This is a genomic window from Pseudobdellovibrionaceae bacterium, from assembly GCA_019637875.1.
Lineage (GTDB): Bacteria > Bdellovibrionota > Bdellovibrionia > Bdellovibrionales > Bdellovibrionaceae > JAHBUW01.
Genome location: JAHBUW010000002.1, coordinates 176585 through 193275, shown reverse-complemented (window position 1 = coordinate 193275; position 16691 = coordinate 176585). Strand labels below are relative to the sequence as shown.

At 57.0% G+C, this 16691-nt stretch carries 14 protein-coding genes; 10 read left to right on the top strand and 4 right to left on the bottom strand.

The window, feature by feature from the left end; all coding sequences use genetic code 11:
- Nucleotides 1-2: 2 nt before the first annotated feature.
- The 7 genes from KF767_03645 to KF767_03615 all read left to right on the top strand — a co-directional run bounded on the left by KF767_03645 (nt 3) and on the right by KF767_03615 (nt 8724).
- Complete coding sequence (locus KF767_03645; GenBank protein ID MBX3016959.1) at nt 3-1640, top strand: glycerol-3-phosphate dehydrogenase/oxidase; 1638 nt, start codon at nt 3-5, stop codon at nt 1638-1640.
- 161 nt (nt 1641-1801) lie between these two features.
- Nucleotides 1802-2845, top strand: coding sequence for a rod shape-determining protein (locus tag KF767_03640; GenBank protein MBX3016958.1), 1044 nt, complete (start codon nt 1802-1804; stop codon nt 2843-2845).
- A 92-nt stretch (nt 2846-2937) separates the two neighbouring features.
- Complete coding sequence (locus KF767_03635) at nt 2938-3408, top strand: sigma-70 family RNA polymerase sigma factor (GenBank protein MBX3016957.1); 471 nt, start codon at nt 2938-2940, stop codon at nt 3406-3408.
- Nucleotides 3399-4553 carry a hypothetical protein gene (locus tag KF767_03630; GenBank protein ID MBX3016956.1) on the top strand — a complete coding sequence of 385 codons (1155 nt, stop codon included), beginning with the start codon at nt 3399-3401 and terminating at the stop codon, nt 4551-4553. Before KF767_03635 ends, KF767_03630 begins: the two co-directional genes overlap by 10 nt.
- A gap of 19 nt (nt 4554-4572) precedes the next feature.
- Nucleotides 4573-6543, top strand: a complete 1971-nt coding sequence (locus KF767_03625) for a HAMP domain-containing histidine kinase (GenBank protein ID MBX3016955.1) — start codon at nt 4573-4575, stop codon at nt 6541-6543.
- A gap of 81 nt (nt 6544-6624) precedes the next feature.
- The gene (locus tag KF767_03620) at nt 6625-7281 is read left to right on the top strand and encodes a hypothetical protein (protein ID MBX3016954.1); all 657 of its coding nucleotides are present in this window, start codon (nt 6625-6627) and stop codon (nt 7279-7281) included.
- Nucleotides 7282-7536: 255 nt separating this feature from the next.
- Nucleotides 7537-8724 carry an alginate export family protein gene (locus KF767_03615; GenBank protein ID MBX3016953.1) on the top strand — a complete coding sequence of 396 codons (1188 nt, stop codon included), beginning with the start codon at nt 7537-7539 and terminating at the stop codon, nt 8722-8724.
- Here KF767_03615 and KF767_03610 read toward each other — a convergent pair.
- Together KF767_03610 and KF767_03605 are read right to left on the bottom strand one after the other, a co-directional pair.
- On the bottom strand, nt 8721-10304 hold the full coding sequence (locus KF767_03610) for a hypothetical protein (protein MBX3016952.1): 1584 nt from the start codon (nt 10302-10304) through the stop codon (nt 8721-8723). The genes KF767_03615 and KF767_03610 overlap by 4 nt on opposite strands.
- 75 nt (nt 10305-10379) lie before the next feature.
- The gene (locus tag KF767_03605) at nt 10380-10895 is read right to left on the bottom strand and encodes a JAB domain-containing protein (GenBank protein ID MBX3016951.1); all 516 of its coding nucleotides are present in this window, start codon (nt 10893-10895) and stop codon (nt 10380-10382) included.
- Nucleotides 10896-11018: 123 nt separating this feature from the next.
- On the opposite strand from KF767_03605, the gene lpoB reads away from it, so the two are divergent.
- Together lpoB and KF767_03595 are read left to right on the top strand one after the other, a co-directional pair.
- A complete protein-coding gene (gene lpoB / locus KF767_03600) occupies nt 11019-11624 on the top strand; it encodes a penicillin-binding protein activator LpoB (GenBank protein ID MBX3016950.1) in 606 nt (201 codons plus the stop codon).
- Between the two features lie 141 nt (nt 11625-11765).
- Complete coding sequence (locus tag KF767_03595) at nt 11766-12923, top strand: hypothetical protein (protein ID MBX3016949.1); 1158 nt, start codon at nt 11766-11768, stop codon at nt 12921-12923.
- Between the two features lie 103 nt (nt 12924-13026).
- On the opposite strand, the gene KF767_03590 is transcribed toward KF767_03595, so the two are convergent.
- A complete protein-coding gene (locus tag KF767_03590; protein ID MBX3016948.1) occupies nt 13027-13596 on the bottom strand; it encodes a polyhydroxyalkanoate synthesis regulator DNA-binding domain-containing protein in 570 nt (189 codons plus the stop codon).
- 469 nt (nt 13597-14065) lie between these two features.
- Here KF767_03590 and KF767_03585 point away from each other — a divergent pair, with 469 nt between their 5' ends.
- Nucleotides 14066-15922 carry a tetratricopeptide repeat protein gene (locus tag KF767_03585; GenBank protein ID MBX3016947.1) on the top strand — a complete coding sequence of 619 codons (1857 nt, stop codon included), beginning with the start codon at nt 14066-14068 and terminating at the stop codon, nt 15920-15922.
- Here the strand turns inward: KF767_03585 and KF767_03580 are convergent.
- Nucleotides 15865-16686: a hypothetical protein gene (locus tag KF767_03580; protein MBX3016946.1), complete on the bottom strand. Its 822-nt coding sequence runs from the start codon at nt 16684-16686 to the stop codon at nt 15865-15867. The genes KF767_03585 and KF767_03580 overlap by 58 nt on opposite strands.
- Nucleotides 16687-16691 lie beyond the last annotated feature (5 nt).

Below are 16691 nucleotides of genomic sequence, written 5' to 3'. Positions count from 1 at the left end.
CGATGAAGAAATCATTTTCGCCCGCCGACCGTGCCGTTCACCGTCAACGTTTGCAAAGCCAGGTTTTCGACTTGGTCATCGTGGGCGGGGGGATCAACGGCGCCGGCGTCGCGCGGGACGCGTGTTTGCGGGGCATGAAAGTCGCGCTGATCGAAGCGCGCGACTTCGCATCGGGCACGAGCTCGAAATCATCGAAGCTCATTCACGGCGGGATCCGTTACCTCGAAAACTTCGAGTTCCATCTGGTGTTCGAGGCGCTGAGCGAGCGCAAAAAGCTTCTCGATCTGGCGCCGCACCTGGTGCACCCCCTCCGTTTCTTCATTCCGCTTTACCAAGGCGGACGGGTCGGCATGGCCAAAATGGGGCTGGGCATGTGGGCGTACGATGCGCTGGCGCTGTTCGACGCTCCCGAAAGCCACGACCGTTGGTCGGCGAAGGAGTCGGTGGATTTGGTGCCGAGTCTTCAGCCCCAAGATCTGCTGGGCGGCTACACCTACTCTGACGCCTACATGGACGACGACCGTCTGGTGTTCGAGACTTTGCGTTCGGCGAACGAACGGGATCTGACCGCGGCGAACTACGTGAAGGCGATCGGCGCGCAGCAAAACGAAAAGGGCGAAGTCGTCGCGCTGAAGGCGCGCGACGAGCGGACGGGGGAAGAGTTCTGGATTCGGGGGCACCACTTCCTGTCGACGGTGGGTCCGTGGACGGACGAGTTGGGACACCAGCTTTTCAAGGACTGGCAGGATAAGCTCCGTCCCACGAAAGGCGTTCACCTGACGTTCACGCGCGAACGCTTCCCGCTTCCGTGCGCGGTCGTCATGGCCGCCGAGTCGCGGATCGTTTTCGCGATCCCGCGCCACGAGATGGTGATCATCGGGACGACCGATACGGATTTCAAAGGTGACTTGAACGGCGTGCGCGCCGAAGCCGAAGACGTGAAGTATCTGCTGGGCGTGATCGAAAAATACTTCCCGGGCCTGAACATCACCGCGCAAGACATCGTCGCGTCCTACGCGGGCGTTCGCCCCTTGGTGAAAGACGACGCGACCACGGAGGGTAAAACCTCGCGCGAACATACGATCACGACGGATGAGCACGGCGTGACTTACGTGATGGGCGGGAAGTACACGACTTACCGTCTGATCGCCGAACAGACGATGAACGAAATTTTGAAGCATTTCCCCATTGGCGATCGCGTGAAATTCGGCGTTTGCCAGACCGAGGCGCCGCTGAACCCGAAGGTGACACGGGACGTTTTCCAGCGCCTCGACGTGCATACGCGCGAACTGCAAAAGGCGTCGAAGCTATCCGCGAAGGAGTGCCGCACGCTGCTGGAGCGCCACGGGCTTGAGGCTTTCGATATGGTCAAAAGCTTCGCGGGCCTGAAATCGGCGATCGAATACGAAGCGGCCCACGCGATTTCGACGACGATGTGCCTGACGATCGCGGATTTCTACTTCCGCCGTGTCCCGCTTTTCCTCGCCGAACGCGATCATGGCGCCGCCTCACTTTCCAAGGTGGCGGCGGTTTTCCAGTCGTTCCTCAACTGGACGGACGCGCAAAAAGACGAACAGGTTCAGGCGCTTTGGGCGCGAATTGAATCCGAACTCGAGTGGACCCAAAAGCGGGGGCAATAACACCCAGCGTCGGCGCCGGGAAAAACCTCTAACCTCGTGCATTGACTCTCGTTTTGGTGAGTGTCTAAACTGAAGTCGTTGTTGCTATTTCGCATCTCCAGCGGACCCGGAAAGCCCATGACTTCTCGAGGGATTTTTCTAGGGTCATTAAGAAGGCTCCGATGGGTTTTTTCGATAAAGTTTCCGACTACTTCTCCAATGACATCGCGATCGACCTCGGCACGGCGAACACTCTGGTCTACGCCCGCGGTCAAGGTATCATCCTGAATGAACCCTCGGTCGTCGCGGTTCAACGGAATTATCGCGGCAACCAGAACCGCGTCCTCGCGGTCGGTAAAGAAGCGAAAGACATGCTGGGCCGGACTCCCGGGAGCATCGTCGCCATCCGCCCAATCAAAGACGGCGTCATCGCGGACTTCGAAGTCACGCAGTCCATGCTCAAGTACTTCATCCAGAAAGCGATGGGGAACAAACGTTCGCTGATCCGTCCCCGCATTATCATCTGCGTCCCTTACGGAATCACCCAGGTCGAAAAACGCGCCGTGAAAGAGTCGGCGCAGTCGGCGGGCGCGCGTGAGGTGTACTTGATCGAAGAACCGATGGCGGCGGCGATCGGCGCGGGTCTGCCGATCACCGAACCCAGCGGCAACATGGTTGTCGATATGGGTGGCGGTACGACGGGTGTCGCGGTCATCTCGCTGGGCGGGATCGTGTACTGTAAGTCGATCAAAGTGGCGGGCGACAAATTTGACGAAGCGATCGTCAACTACGTTCGTCGTCAATTCAACTTGCTGATCGGTGAGCGCACCGCTGAAAACATCAAAGTCCAAATCGGTAACGCTTATCCCTTCGAGGAAGAGCGCGTGATGGAAATCAAAGGCCGTGACCTCGTGGCGGGCGCGCCCAAAACGATCGAGATCACCAGCAGCCAAGTGAACGACGCCTTGATGGATCCGCTTTCGGAAGTCGTCGACGCCGTCCGCACGGCGCTCGAGAAAACACCGCCGGAATTGGCTTCCGATATCGTCGACAACGGCATCGTCTTGACGGGCGGGGGCGCTTTGCTGGCGAACCTCGACGTCCTTCTGCGCGAGCGCACGGGACTGCCGGTGTCCATCGCCGAAGACCCGCTCACTTGCGTCGTCCTGGGTTCGGGCCGCGTCCTCGAGGAACTCGATTTGCTCCGCCAGCTCACAATCGAATAGGGGCGTTTCCAGCCCCTCGGCCGCATGAAAAGCTTGTAATACAGGCGGCTGGACTTGATTGAACGGCCCCGGTTTGGGGAAATGAGAGTGTTATGACCGATCAGCAGGCCCAGGCCCTCCTGACATTTTTTCAGTTCGCGTTCTTGAATCAGGTCCTCGCGGAAGAGGCCTCGCAAGAAGCTTATCAGCGCCTGGATCAGCTCGCGCGCACGCGCCCCAACGATAACTTCGACGTCATGTTTGTGCAGGTGACCCACCTCGTGTTCGAGCGCCATCATCAGGCGGTGCTGAAAGGAAAGCAGGCCACCTTGCAAAGCGCGCTCACGGCCCAGTCGCGGGACATCGATCTGAGTCCCTGGCGCGACTATTTCAAAGGCGCTTCGCCCGACGAACTGATCGTCGTCGTGTGGGCGCTGATCCTGAAGTTGCCGCTGGAGGCGATCGCCAAGGCGCTGGATCTGAGCGCCGGAACTTTGCAGCACCGCCTCAGCCGCGCGGTTCGCAAACTCTCGCTGAAACTCGAAAACGCACCGACCCCGCAAGTGAGGCGCCCATGGAGTTGACCCCATACTCGAAAGACGGAATCCGCCCTTTGAGCCGCTTTCACGCCGAAGAGCTGCTTTACGAATACGCGCAGGGCACCCTCGACGACAATCGCAAGCTCGCGTTGGAAGAGTATCTGAAAACCGATACGGAGCTTCAGCGTGAACTTCAGCGCATCCGTCGCGGCCTGGGTTATCTGGATGGGCTTTCGAGTTTCCGCGCGTCGAATGAAAGTCTGGAGCGCGTTCGCGTTTCGACGAACTTCATGGACAAGGTGAACGAAAAACTTCGCGTCGAGGACTGGCCCGCCGGTTTGAAGCTGGGGCTTGAGTCCATCGCGGTCGTTTCGGTGATTTTTGTGATCGCCATCGCCGTTCCTTGGAACGCGCTTTTCGAGGTCATTCAGGATGAAACCAGCAGCGTGACGCTCGCGGAAGTTCGCCGCGAACAACGTAAGAGCGCGCCCGAAACCGCCGACGAAACTTTGATGGAGCTCGTGAAAGACGTTGTCTTTGACGATGAGGGCGTGCCCGAATCGGCGTTCACGTCGCCGCAAAAAACCGTCGACGACATCGCCGGCGTTCCGCAAGTGGCCGGTCCCAATACAACGTTGCCCGCGGCCGCGAACGTTGCGCCCGCAGCGGCTCCGGCGGCGCAGGCGCCGACGGCACCGGGAACGGCGAAACCCACCGAGGCTCCGCCGAAGCGGAGCGCCAGCTCCGAAACACCCGCCGTACCGGCGGTTCCCGCTGTCGCTCCGGCACCGGTGGTCGTTCCCGCGCCCGTCGTCGCGAAGGCACCGGTGGCGACGCCCACGCAGGCGGCGGCCATCGCGGCCGCGACGGCGCCCAAACCCCAAGATCCCGTGGCTTTCCGCGGATTCCTTTACCGTGGTCGCTTGCAGGTGACCAACGTCGAGGCCGTGACTCCCAAGCTGGTTGAATTCGTCAACACGGCAGGTGGACGTAAGGCCGGACAAGTCGACCTAGGCTGGCAGAAGGGTCAGGGGTCCTATTTCCATTTCACAATTCCCGAAGCAAAATATGAAGAACTGGAAGCGTTCTTTCGGGAATATGGAACACTCGTGATCAGCAAAGAGCGTCACGAGCGAGTCATGCCCGAGGGAATCATTCGACTGATCGTCGAAGTTGAGGAAAAAAAGTAGCCTTAGTGCTCGGGTCGTCGTGAAAAAGAAACCCCCGCGGACCGCGCGAAGATCGCTTCGATCGATCCTCGTCGTCTGGTTCATTCTGTTTTCGGTGGTCCCTGTGGCGTTCGTCACGGGTTATTCCGTATTGAAATACGAGCAAGCCATCGACAATGAACTCGCGCAGCGACTGGCGGCCAACGCACGTGAGATCGACGCGATCCTCGACGATTTCAAAAGCTCCATGATGGATCGTCGGAACATCTACGCCGCGGATACGCCGTTCATCTACACCCTTTCTACGGGGGACGTCGCGGGCATCCGTCGGACGGCGCTCGATTGGTTAAAGGCCGACATTTCGACCAGCCTGACCTTCTTCAATCGTCAGGGAAGAATGCTCGCGTCGGTCTACCGTGATGACCAAAGCCGGTTGAAGGACTTTGTGCCTTCGGGCCGTCGCGCCCTCGTCCTCGCGCAGGAAAATTTAGATAAACTTCGCTACGTGAATGAGTACGCACTTGTCGAACACTCGAAAAACGGTCGCTTTTCGCTGATCTTGTTTTCGAAGCTTTCGAACGCGGCCGGTAAACACGTCGGCTATTTGGAGCAAAGCCTCGATCTCGATTCACGTTTCTTGATCAAGCAGAAAGAGCGCATGAAGCTCGAGCTGATGATCTTGCGCCCGACGGGTGCGGTCTCGGCGGCGACGCTGCCGGATTTCTCGATGTACGAAAAGGGCTATTTCGAAGAGTACACGAAGGCGCTCGTACATTCCTTTTTTGACCTGGATGTGCGCGGTGAACCCCATGGATTCTTGGTTTATCCCATGTCTTTCGGAAACTCCGATTTCTTTCTGGCGTTGGGGGCGTCGAAGCGGGACGCGAAGGCGGTGCTGCGGAACGTGAATTTGGCATTTTACGTCGTCGTCGCCACCGTTTTGGGGCTTCTGATCATCATGATCTGGGTCAGCTCGAACGCGGTGTTGAAACCGCTGCAGGATCTGGTCGCCGCGACTCAGAACATTCAGAACAACGATTCGCCCGTCGAAATTCCGGTCACGTCCGAAACCGAAATCGGCCTATTGACGGAATCTTTCAATACGATGAGCCGCAACATCGCGCGCGCGCGCGCCGAGCTCAAAAACAAAATCATCGAATTGGAAAAGGCGAATCTGCAGATCAAGGACACGCAGACGAAGCTGGTACACAACTCGAAAATGATTTCACTGGGTCAACTTGTCGCTGGCGTCGCGCACGAGTTGAACAATCCCATCGGTTTCATCTATTCGAATATGTCCCATCTGCGCGACTACGCGGAAAAGCTTATGCGTTACGCGGAAGAGGCCGAACGCAACCCGCACAACATCCATCGTCTGCAAAAAGAATTGGATATCGACTTCATCAAAGAAGATTTACCGAAGTTGGTCCGTTCTTGCGAAGATGGGGCGCGCCGTACCCGCGACATCGTTTTGGGACTGCGGAATTTCTCGCGGCTAGAGGCGGCCGAGCTCAAAGAACTCGATATTCACGAGTCCTTGGAAAGTACGCTCAATCTGATCAAGGGCGAGATCAAGGGCCGCATCGAAATCGAGCGTAACTTCGGTTCGATCCCGAAGGTGAAATGCTTCTCGAGCCAGATCAACCAAGTGTTCATGAATCTTCTGTCGAATGCCGTCCAGGCGATCGAAGGCAGTGGCCGGATCTGGATCACGACGAAAATCACGCGCGTACGTGGCAAGGGCGAGATGGTCGTGATCTCGATCCAAGACTCCGGCAAAGGCATGACGCCGGAAGTTCAGGAAAAGATCTTCGATCCCTTCTTCTCGACCAAGGGCGTCGGTCAGGGGACGGGCCTGGGACTTTCCATCACTTACGGGATCGTCCTCAATCACGGCGGCGACATTCAAGTTAAAAGTCAACCCGGCACGGGCACCGAGTTTATCGTTATGATCCCGGTCAAGCCCGACGAGTCCGTCCTCAAAGCCAGTATTAACCGCAAAGCCGAGTAAGGTACCCTCATGGTGTCTCGGATTGGGGCGGGAAGTGGGGTGAGGCGGAGCGCTTTCACAAATTTGATGTAGGATATGGATATGTCTCAGAAACCGCGGGCGAAACCTCCCACGTTGAATGACATCCCGATGGTGCCGCGTCCACCTTCGCTTTCGCGTTCAAATCCGCAGATCCAGCATCCGGAACAGAACCGTAATCGGTTCGCGATCATTTTGATCGCGTGCGCGATCGCCGTCGGTGCTTTTGCCTGGATGGAAGGAAAGACTCCACCCTCCGAGCAGCGGCGCACGGCCTCGATTGATGTGCAAGACCCCGTGAATCGTCAACGTCTTGAGACCATGGTCAACCGCCACGTGCAGATGACCAATCGACAGATGGAGATTGAAAAAGAGAAGATCAAAATGGAGGCGACCTTCAGCATTCCGAAGGTGGGGCAGTTCGTCGTCCAAAAAGACAGTAACAAAGCTTTCAATCTGAATGTCGACAACGTTGAAAATAACGCCGCCCGCGACCTGCGCGATACGCGCACCCTGACGATGTCCGCGAACGACGTTATTCAAAATGAGCTTTTGCATGGGGGCCAAGGCGCCCAGCAGCCCGTCTACGACGATGATTATCGTCGCGAATACGCACGTCAATTCATCGAAAACGCACGACGTAACGGTTACGAAGTGACGCTTTCGCCGGATCTGAAAGTTATCGGCGTGCGACAAATTTCCGGTGAGGCCTACCGCTAGGTCTAGCTCCCCGAATTGGATTTTCATTACGCGATCTTTGCGGTTCAATTCTCCATAGTAACACGGAGGATTCGAATGAAGAGCGCAGTGTTTTGGGGAGTCTTTTTCACCGTAGCGATCGCCACCGCACAAGATGCACCGCTAAACAACGCAGTCCTCGAGGGCGCCTCGTCCGCGCCACCCCCAAACAGTGCGCCCGCCGTTGCCCCCGCTGAAAAATCAAAGTCCGGTATCAAAGTTTCCGGAGCCGGACGTATGCGCTTCGAAGATCAAGCGCGGACTTCGAGTTTCACCACCAGCCGCAGCTATCTTTCGATGCGTCTGCGCCCGAACATCACTTGGGATTTAGAGTCGGGCGCGAAGATCGTCATCGAACCCCAGCTCGCGAAACGATTCGGTCAGGAAGTCTATTCGCCCGGTCAGGACGCGACGGGAAATCCGACGGTGGCCTTGACGGAAAGTAGCGGCAACAGTGCCTATCCTGGCGACGCGATCACCGCATTCCAAGCTTACATCGACGTACCGTTGGGTGACGTCGTACGGGCGAAGATCGGTCGGATGCGGCTACGTTACGGCGATCAATTTATTTTGGGGCCGGGGGATTGGGGAACCTACGGTCGTTCTTTCGACACCGTGATGTTCAGCGGAAAACTTGGTTCATTGAACCTCGATTTGTTTCAGGCGAAAGTGGCCGACCTCGGTAACGGAGCGGACGGGGGCGATCGCGATTTGAACGGCGCTTACCTGAACTACGCTGGTGGGCAAGCCCTCAGTTCATTCCATATCTACGCGTTTGAACGTGTGGATTTGGATACGAAGGTGACCGCGACCACGGATACCGGAGGCCCCAGCCGCTTGCAGATCTACGGTTTACGCCTTGAGGGGAAACCGGGCGGCTACGCCTACGCCTTGGAATTCGCGAAAGGCTCGGGCAGCACCGCTTTCGTCGGCGATGGATCGAACGCCGAGATGTGGGTTTTGGATTTGTCGACTCCGGAAATGGCGGGACATATCGTCGGGCTTGAGGCGACCTCGGCCGGCGAGAACTGGAGCGAGCTGTACCCCTCGACGAACAAACCCTTGGGCCGGGCCGATGTTCTGGGCCGCCGCAATCTGAGCTCGCAAGCACTTTACGTGAAATCAAGTTGGAGCGAGAAGTGGGGAACGGAATTCTGGGCCTACAACTTCCAACGTCGCGCGACGGATCGTCGTAGCTACGGTACGAACGGGACGAGCGCTTTTGGTTCGGCGACCAGCACGGCGAAAGAGATCGGTAACGAAATCGATTTGGTCGTGAGCTACAAGCAAGACAAAGCGAACACTTGGTCCGCCGCCGCGGCGGCCTTTTTGCCGGGAGCGTATTTGAAAGATACGTTGGATCAAGCGGGACGCGACGTACGGAACAGCACGTTCGCGTACGTCATGTTAGAATCTAAGTTCTAAGCGGCGGGCTCGTGCGAGCGACCGTTGACCAAGCGGAGGAGCTGGCTAACCGAGATTTCCGTTTGGGTGACCTGATCCGCCGTGATTTGTGCGGCGGATGAGCACTCTTCCGCATTTTGGGCGGTGAGCTCGGTCGCATCGCTGACGTCTTGCATGGCACGATTGATTTCGGCGATGCCCACGAGCTGTTCTTTCGTGGCGCGGGTGACTTCTTCCGTCGTCAAAGAAATCGTGTCGATCCGAGCATTCAAATCGGCGAAAGCCTCGGCACAAGAGGTCGCGGTTTTCTGTCCCACGTCGAGTTTTTCATTACCCGTTTCGATCATCTCTTCGATCATCTGCGCCGTTTGCGTGACGATTTCGGAAACACGGTCGCTGCTGAGTTGCAGTAGCGATTCGATTTCTTTAGCGGCTTCACCGCTCGTGGCCGCCAGTTTGGCCACCTCTTGAGCGACGACGGCGAAGCCCTTGCCGTATTCTCCCGCGCGGGCCGCTTCGACCGAGGCGTTGAATGAAAGCAGATTCGTTTTGAAGACGATATCGTTAATCATGGCCGTTTTGCTTTGGATTTCGACCATGATTCGCGAGATCTCGGAAAACTCCTGGTTGCGTTCGCGGATGCGGGTGAACATATCGTGGTTCATCGCGTGGATTTGCTCGATCGCACTGACCATTTGTTGCACCGAAGCGCGGCCGCGGGCCGAATGCTGTTGGCACTCTTGAGCGATTCCCAAATTTCTTTCGGAGCTTTCGGTGGTGCGCTCGATCATCGCGACAACTTCCGAGGTGGCGGCGACCGTCTGATTCACGGCCGAAGCTTGGCGCGCCGTCGCGGTGTTCAGGGTAACGCTGGAGACGCGGACGGAGTCGGACTGCTTCGCGACTTCGTTCGCTCCTTGATGCAATGAGGACGCGATCTGGGTCAGGGCTTTCGAGATGCGGTTCGCCACCCAATAAGAAATGGCCATCGAGAATCCGATGATGATGCCCGCTAAAATGAGCACCAAATGTTTGGCTCGCGAGCTTGCGGCGGTTGCGGAGTTCGTCCACTGTTCTCCGGCGGCGACGGTGTAGTCGTCTAACGCCAACAGATTTTTCTGGTGGGCGGTTACGGCCGAGTCCATTTTGATCAGGAGCGCACGGTTTTCGGGAGTATCCAGTGTCGAAATTTCGGACAGTTTGGCTTGCGCCTCGATTTTACGACCCAAGTCTTGAACCTCTTGCCATGCTTTTTGCGCGGTTTGGAAGAGTTCCTTTTCTTCGGCGCTATTCAGACCGCGGCCCGCGTACTCGGCCGCGATTTCATCGTAACGGCCAAGGGCTTTGGTGAGGCTCGGCAGGCTGCGTGCGCGAACCTCCGCCGAGTCGCCGAAAAGGACCAAGGTCAGGCTTTCGCCATGGGTTTGGCGTCCGCGATTTCGCAGGCCGGAAAGATCCCCGAGTTTCGGAACGCTTTCGTCCGAAAGGCTGCTGAAGCTCAAGGTCACGTCGTTGATCGAGCTGAAGGCCAGGTAAGAGAGAATGAGCAGGCCGACCCAAAGAAAGGCGAAAACCGAAAGCATCTGTGATCGAAAGCTCATCGCGACTCCTGACTGCGGGGGTAACCCAGGAAGCATCGGCGTTTTTCGCGACTTCTTGATAAGACGGCGATTTCTTCACACTCGCTTAATCGAAGTGCCAGGACCTTTGACCCGGCCGTGGTCCGCGAAACTGTAAAATTGCTCGCGGCTGACGATGACGTGGTCCAGGAGTGGAATTTCCATCATCGCTCCGGCTTTGACGAGGCGGTCGGTAAAGCGCAGATCGTCGCGTGAAGGCATGGATCTTCCACTGGGATGATTGTGCGCGATGATGAAGCGCGTGGCATTGTCGGCGATGAGGTGGCGAAAGACGTCGCGCGGATGCACCGGACAGGCGTCCGCAGTTCCGCGGAAGACGAGATGCGCACGGATCAGCTCCAAGTGGGAGTTGAGCGAAAACACCCAGACCTCTTCCTGCCACGCGTTCACGAGAAGCTGTTTCAAAAGCGTGGCGATTTTAACGCTGCGATCATAATAATCGCCGCGTTCGGGAAGGAGCGGTACGGACGGAATTTCAGCTCGAGTTTGTTCCATGTCGTGCTGGCGTTGCAAACTTGTGACGAAGGCGGGGAACTGTGTCGCTGAAGCCACGCTCCGGAGTCTGGTCCTGTGTCCGAGCGCCGTCCCACAAGGCGGACTTTACCCTTGCCCAGAATCGGGAGGGCTCCTTAAGATCAGAGGGCACCAAAGCTATTTAGGAACAAGGGAGACCCCATGAATCTGTTCAAGTCACTGGTGGCCGGAACTTTTCTGACATCCATGCTCGCACTGTCGGCTTGCGGACCGAAAGCCTTCGTCAAAGGTGAATACGACGATCCCGAGCGTGAAAACCTCATGACCGATCAGTGGTCGGAAACCGACATGCAAAAAGCGGTCGCGGATCTGGTTGCCTCGATGGTGAAAAATCCCACGATCGCGAACGCCAAAGTTCCGCCGATCGTCATGGTCACCAGCCTGCAGAATAAAACCAGCGAACACATCGACGGTCAGAACATCATGGATATGGTGCGCGTCGAGCTGTCGCAAACGGGCAAAGTCGCGTTCATCGATAAGGAAGCACGTCAGGATATCGCCGACGAGTACAACTACCAAGATTCGGGCATGGTGAACGAGACCACGAAAAAAGGTCCCGGCGGACAGATCGGCGCGGACTTCATCGTCAATGGTCGTCTGGATTCGAACGTTCAAGAAGTCGGCAAAGACAAAACGGTCTATTACAAGCTGACCCTGAACCTGACCAACCTGAAGACTTCGGTCATCTCTTGGACCAATCACAAACAACTGCGCAAGACCTTCAAAAAGCGCGCGGTCGGACTCTAAGAAGGCACGGCGATGGCCATCGCCCTTTCTTTTTTCATTCGATGGAGGTTCCCGCGAGGGACCTCCATTTTTTTTAGCGCGGTTCTTGCGCTAGGGCTTGCGGGTTGCGCGACCCACCAGTCGCGCATCGAAAAGCCGCGCTTGATGCTGAAAAGCCAGCAGTACGACGAAGCGGTTGCCGAGCTCGGTCGGCTCGCGGCCCAGCCCGACGGCGATCAACTTTTGAACTTGATGGAGTACGGAACCGCGCTGCGGATTTCGGGCCGTTATCAAGACTCGAACCAAGTGTTCATGCAGGCCGACAAGCTGGCTGACGAAGTCGATTACCAATCCGTTTCGCGTAACGTGATGGCGACCTTGGGTTCGGAAGAAATGCTTCAATACAAGGGCGAGTCTTACGAGAACTTGCTCGTGAACGCTTACCTTGCGCTGAATTTCATGCAGATGGGACAGCGGGATTCCGCGATGGTCGAAGTCCGGCGCATCAACGACAAGATCAATCGCATCCGTAACAATGGCCGGGAAAACTACGAATACAGTCCCTTCGCGATCTATCTCTCGGCACTGATTTATGAAACGAACAAGCAGTACGACGACGCCTACATCGCTTACGAGCGGACCTACAAACTGGATCCCTCGATCCCCGCATTACCTCGTGATTTGTTGCGGAGCGCGCGTTTAGCCCGTCGGACGGATGCCCTCAATCGTTGGAAAGCCCAGTTCGTGGGAGTGACCGATCCCAGTGAAAGCGTCGATCGCTCTTGGGGCGAGCTAATCTTGGTCTATGAGCAGGGCTGGGGGCCGCGCAAAGCTTTCAGCTATCAAGACTCTCGCTATCCGATGTTGGTGCCTTCGCGCTCGGAAACCTACGGTGTCGAGGTCGCATTGTATGGGGGAAGGCTGACTCCCGATTACCGCGGGAAATCTTCGATGGTTTACGATCTTGAAAATGCGGCGATCACGACGCTCAACGCGGACTATTCATGGATGGTGGCGCGTAAAGTGGGGGCTTTCGTCGCGAAGAAGGTGGTTGCGGATCAAATCCGACAGAAGGATCAGACGCTGGGCCTCTTGGCGGACATCGCGATGCAGGTGAGCGACCGCGCGGACCTACGCAACTGGTCGCTTCTTCCGCAGAGCATTCAAATTGTGCGCATTCCCGTCCCGCCGGGGACTTACCGCATGACGATCCAAGGTGTCGATGTCACGGGGCAGCCCACGATCGACCGCAAAGAAGAGCCCGAAATTTTGATTCGTGGCGGTCAGAAGACGTTCTACGCGTGGCGCAGTCTGCGCTAAGGACGACGTGATGCTCGCCGAGTGGGATCCGTCTTGCGTGTGACATAAAAAACCCGGCGTTGTGCGCCGGGTTCTTCAAGAATCTCGCGATCTCTAACCGAAGTTAGTTTGTACCGCCGAAGTTTCCGTTGTTGGTCGAACCGGGAAGGATGGGAGTGTTCTCATCCTGCATTCCCGGAAGGATGGTGGCCTTCTCCGCCGCGACTTTTGCAGTCGTGTCCGCCGAAGCGCGAGCCGCCGCCGAAGCGACACGTTGCTCGAGATTCTCTTTCACGCTGTCTGTCGAAGCGCGCTCAGCGTTAGCGAGAGCGTTCGCAGCCTGTTTCTGCATGTAGTCTTGCGGGAATGCTCCCAATTTCGCCAGGTAGTTCGAGATGCTTCCGTTGCCGTTCTGGATGATTTCACGAAGTGTGAACAGCGGAGCGTACTGCGAAGCTTTCTTCTCAGCTTCGAAGATGATCTGAGTCAAAGTTGCCGCGGTGATATCGTTCTTCGACTTGTTGTCGATCACCATGACTTCTTCGTTTGTGCGGATCATCTTAGCGATGTCGTCGAGAGTCACATAACAGCTCTGCTGTGTGTCGTAGAGCTTACGGTTTTGGTAACGCTTAATGATTTTCACTTTCGCGTTCGCCGACTTCATAGTTCCAACGGCGTCGTTCTGGTTCATCAAACTGGCCTCCCCCTGATTAAGTCCTAATAACTCTTTGGGTTTTCGTTCTGGCGGGAAAGTAGTCAGGGCGGCACATGATGTCAAGTGAGCCTAGACCCTCATCCAAACACATTGCGTTATCGACCTTCGACCCGTCACGGCGGAGTCTAGAAAACGGCGGGTTTCTCGCTCGTCCCAAGTTCGGTGTAGCCCGAAATGGTTTCAAATTTCATGAGTCCTTCTCGATGTTTAAGTATCCTTGAAAGACCATTTGCTGCCCGTCGGGAGGGTCGTTAAAAGCCCAAAATCACGGGGATTTTCGCGTTTTTTCTCGGTGTCAGATCGACCCTCGAAGGAGGGAATTTCTTTCGAAATACCTCGCATCAAAACTTTGCGGCGAGTTCCGGACCCCCCATCAATCAAGCCCGTCTCGGTTTGCGCCGAAGAGTCCTGAAAGGGAGGACTCATGTCCCGGCGCTTAGAAATCCTGATGCTGTTGGTGTGCTTTGGCGCCGTGGGTTGTTCGCATACGACGAGTCGCACTGAAGGTGGTGGATACTACCAATCGGCGGCGGTCGATGATGGCAACCGGGCTCCGGCCTCGCTGCAACCTCCCGCAAACGCGGCGCAGATTGATGATCGCGTCGATCAAGTTTCGACGCGCACGCGCGCCGACTATCACTACGCCATGGGCGAAGCGCTCAGCTTCGATGGCCAGCATCAAAAGGCGATCGAGGCCTTCAAGACGGTGCTCGTTTACGACAACCAAGCTGCGGCGGTGCATCTGCGTTTGGCGGCCGAGTACGTGAAACTGGGTATGTTGTCGGAGAGCTTGGAAAGTGCGCAGACCGCATCGAATTTGGATCCGAAGTCCGAGGACGCGTTGCTCTTGTTGGGCGGGTTGTACTCGACGCTCAAAGACTACGACAAAGCCGTCGATTTCTACAAAAAAGTTCTCGAGCTGAATCCGGACAACACCGAGGCGCCGATGTACTTGGGCGCGGTGTACGCCGAGAAGAAGGACTATCCCAAGGCGGTGAAGTACTTCGAGTCGCTCGCGAAGAACGAAGACTACGCGACGCCGCACATGGCCTACTATTACTTGGGTCGCATCCGCACCGATCAGGGCGGCGACGCGAATCTGAAATTTGCGGCGAAGGCTTATCGCAATGCGCTCGAGAAAAAGCCCGACCACGCGGACTCGGTCCTGGCGTTGGGACAGCTTCTGAACAAACAAGGGAAGGTCATGGAGGCGGTGACGCTTTACAAGAACTTCCAACGCGATCAAGGTCCCAGCGAAAAAATCGCCGAGATCCTATCGCAGGTCTACATGGAGCAAGACGACTTCGCGAACGCGCTCGAGCAGTTCGAGATCATCGAAAAGCGTTCGGACGACGCGCTGTCGGTGAAAGTGCGCATCGCGCTGATGCTCATCGAGCTGAAGCGCTATCCCCAGGCGGCGGACAAGCTTTTCGAAGTGCTGCGCCAGGTGCCGGATTCGGACAAGATCCGTTTCTACCTTGCGGCGGTCTTTGAAGAGATGGGCGAAGCCGACAAGGCGATCGAACACTTCAAGAAAGTCCCCCCGGGCTCTTCATTCTATTCGGAATCGGTCATTCATGCCGCCTATTTGCTGAAGACGAAGCGCAAGACCGACGAGGCGATCACGCTGGTCGACGCGGCTTTGAAGCAGAAGTCGGATGTTCCCCAGTTCTACTCGTTGGCGGCGACTCTGTACGACGAGAAGGGCGACGTCGCGAAATCCGAGAGCGTTTTGAACGATGGTCTGGCGCAGTTTCCCGAGAACGTTCAGCTGAACTTCTTCTTGGGCACGGTTTACGACCGCAAAGGACAAAAAGACAAAGTGATCACGCAAATGCGCAAGGTGATCAACATGGATCCCCAGCACGTGCAGGGTCTGAATTACCTGGCGTTCACTTTCGCGGAGTTGGGGGATAACCTCGAAGAGGCGGAAGACCTCGCTCAGCGCGCCATTGACCTCGAGCCGAAGGACGGTTTCATCCTGGATACTTACGGATGGATTCTGTTCAAGCGCGGCAACTGGTCGGAAGCGATCTCTTATCTTGAGCGCGCGCACCAGGCGCAACCGCGGGAAAGCATCATCGCGGAGCATTTGGGCGACGCCTACTTCAAAGGGCAGATGATCGAGAAGGCCCGCATGATGTACGAGCGTGCGCTGGAGTACGCGGATTCAAAGACGCGTGCGCGGGAACTGACGCAGAAGATCTCGGCGTTGGAAATTCAGTATCAGGTTCGCGCGGATGGGCGTCAGCCGGCGTCCGTGGACGGCGAAAGACTGCCGATGAAGCCCAACCTCGAGAAGTAATCCTCGAAGACCGCGGCGGGAATGTCTTTGCCATTCAGGCGATAGAAGTTTCCGCCCTCGCTCTTGTCTTCGGACTCCAAAAAGAAGGAACGCGTTTTCACCGTCAGCGTGAGCTGCCGGTGGCGATATTCGTGCGTCGATTTCCCGAACACGGCTTGCGTCCGTTGCGAGACGTTCACTTCGATCACGTCGCCGTTTTGCAGGCGTCCGCGTCCGCGGATCGAGTCCTCGGTCTGTACGGAGGGGACGGGCACGTTCACGATTTGACGGCGCAAGCGGTTGCCGATCGCGCTGAAGGAAATCACCTCGCGCGCGTCGACGAGGTGCTGCGCCTCGGGAATCCGGCGCGCGTAGGTCAGGCGCAACGTGGTTTGCAGTCCCGCTTCCGTGGTCGCCGTCGAGATTTCGGCGGTGACCGGGCAGCCGGCGCCGACCGCGCTCAGACGAAGATCGGCGGGTCCCCATTTATTGTCGGTGGATTGCGAACTCAGATCGCAGACGGACGGCAGCAGCGTGTTCGCGAGGGCCGTGGTTTTCGCGGGAGTTTGGGGGCTCGATGCGTTCTGCAGAACGATGCGGAGCGCGGCTTCGGGGCGGCCCAGACTTTCGAGCGCCTCTTCCAAACGTTCCACATCCGTATCGTTGAGCGGACGGATTTTGTCCTCGGGATGACCGGTGACGACCTCTTGCCAACACCCCGCGAGCGCGCACAACGTCAAAGGGATCAGTGCGATTTTTAGAGCGAATTTCGAGAGGGAAGTCATGTTCT

Coding starts and splice junctions, on each gene's coding strand:
- KF767_03615 (MBX3016953.1), top strand. CDS start 7,537: ATGCGCTTCGAAGATCAAGCGCGGACTTCGAGTTTCACCACCAGCCGC.
- KF767_03610 (MBX3016952.1), bottom strand. CDS start 10,304: ATGAGCTTTCGATCACAGATGCTTTCGGTTTTCGCCTTTCTTTGGGTC.
- KF767_03580 (MBX3016946.1), bottom strand. CDS start 16,686: ATGACTTCCCTCTCGAAATTCGCTCTAAAAATCGCACTGATCCCTTTG.
- KF767_03635 (MBX3016957.1), top strand. CDS start 2,938: ATGACCGATCAGCAGGCCCAGGCCCTCCTGACATTTTTTCAGTTCGCG.
- lpoB (MBX3016950.1), top strand. CDS start 11,019: ATGAATCTGTTCAAGTCACTGGTGGCCGGAACTTTTCTGACATCCATG.
- KF767_03620 (MBX3016954.1), top strand. CDS start 6,625: ATGTCTCAGAAACCGCGGGCGAAACCTCCCACGTTGAATGACATCCCG.
- KF767_03630 (MBX3016956.1), top strand. CDS start 3,399: ATGGAGTTGACCCCATACTCGAAAGACGGAATCCGCCCTTTGAGCCGC.
- KF767_03585 (MBX3016947.1), top strand. CDS start 14,066: ATGCTGTTGGTGTGCTTTGGCGCCGTGGGTTGTTCGCATACGACGAGT.
- KF767_03640 (MBX3016958.1), top strand. CDS start 1,802: ATGGGTTTTTTCGATAAAGTTTCCGACTACTTCTCCAATGACATCGCG.
- KF767_03645 (MBX3016959.1), top strand. CDS start 3: ATGAAGAAATCATTTTCGCCCGCCGACCGTGCCGTTCACCGTCAACGT.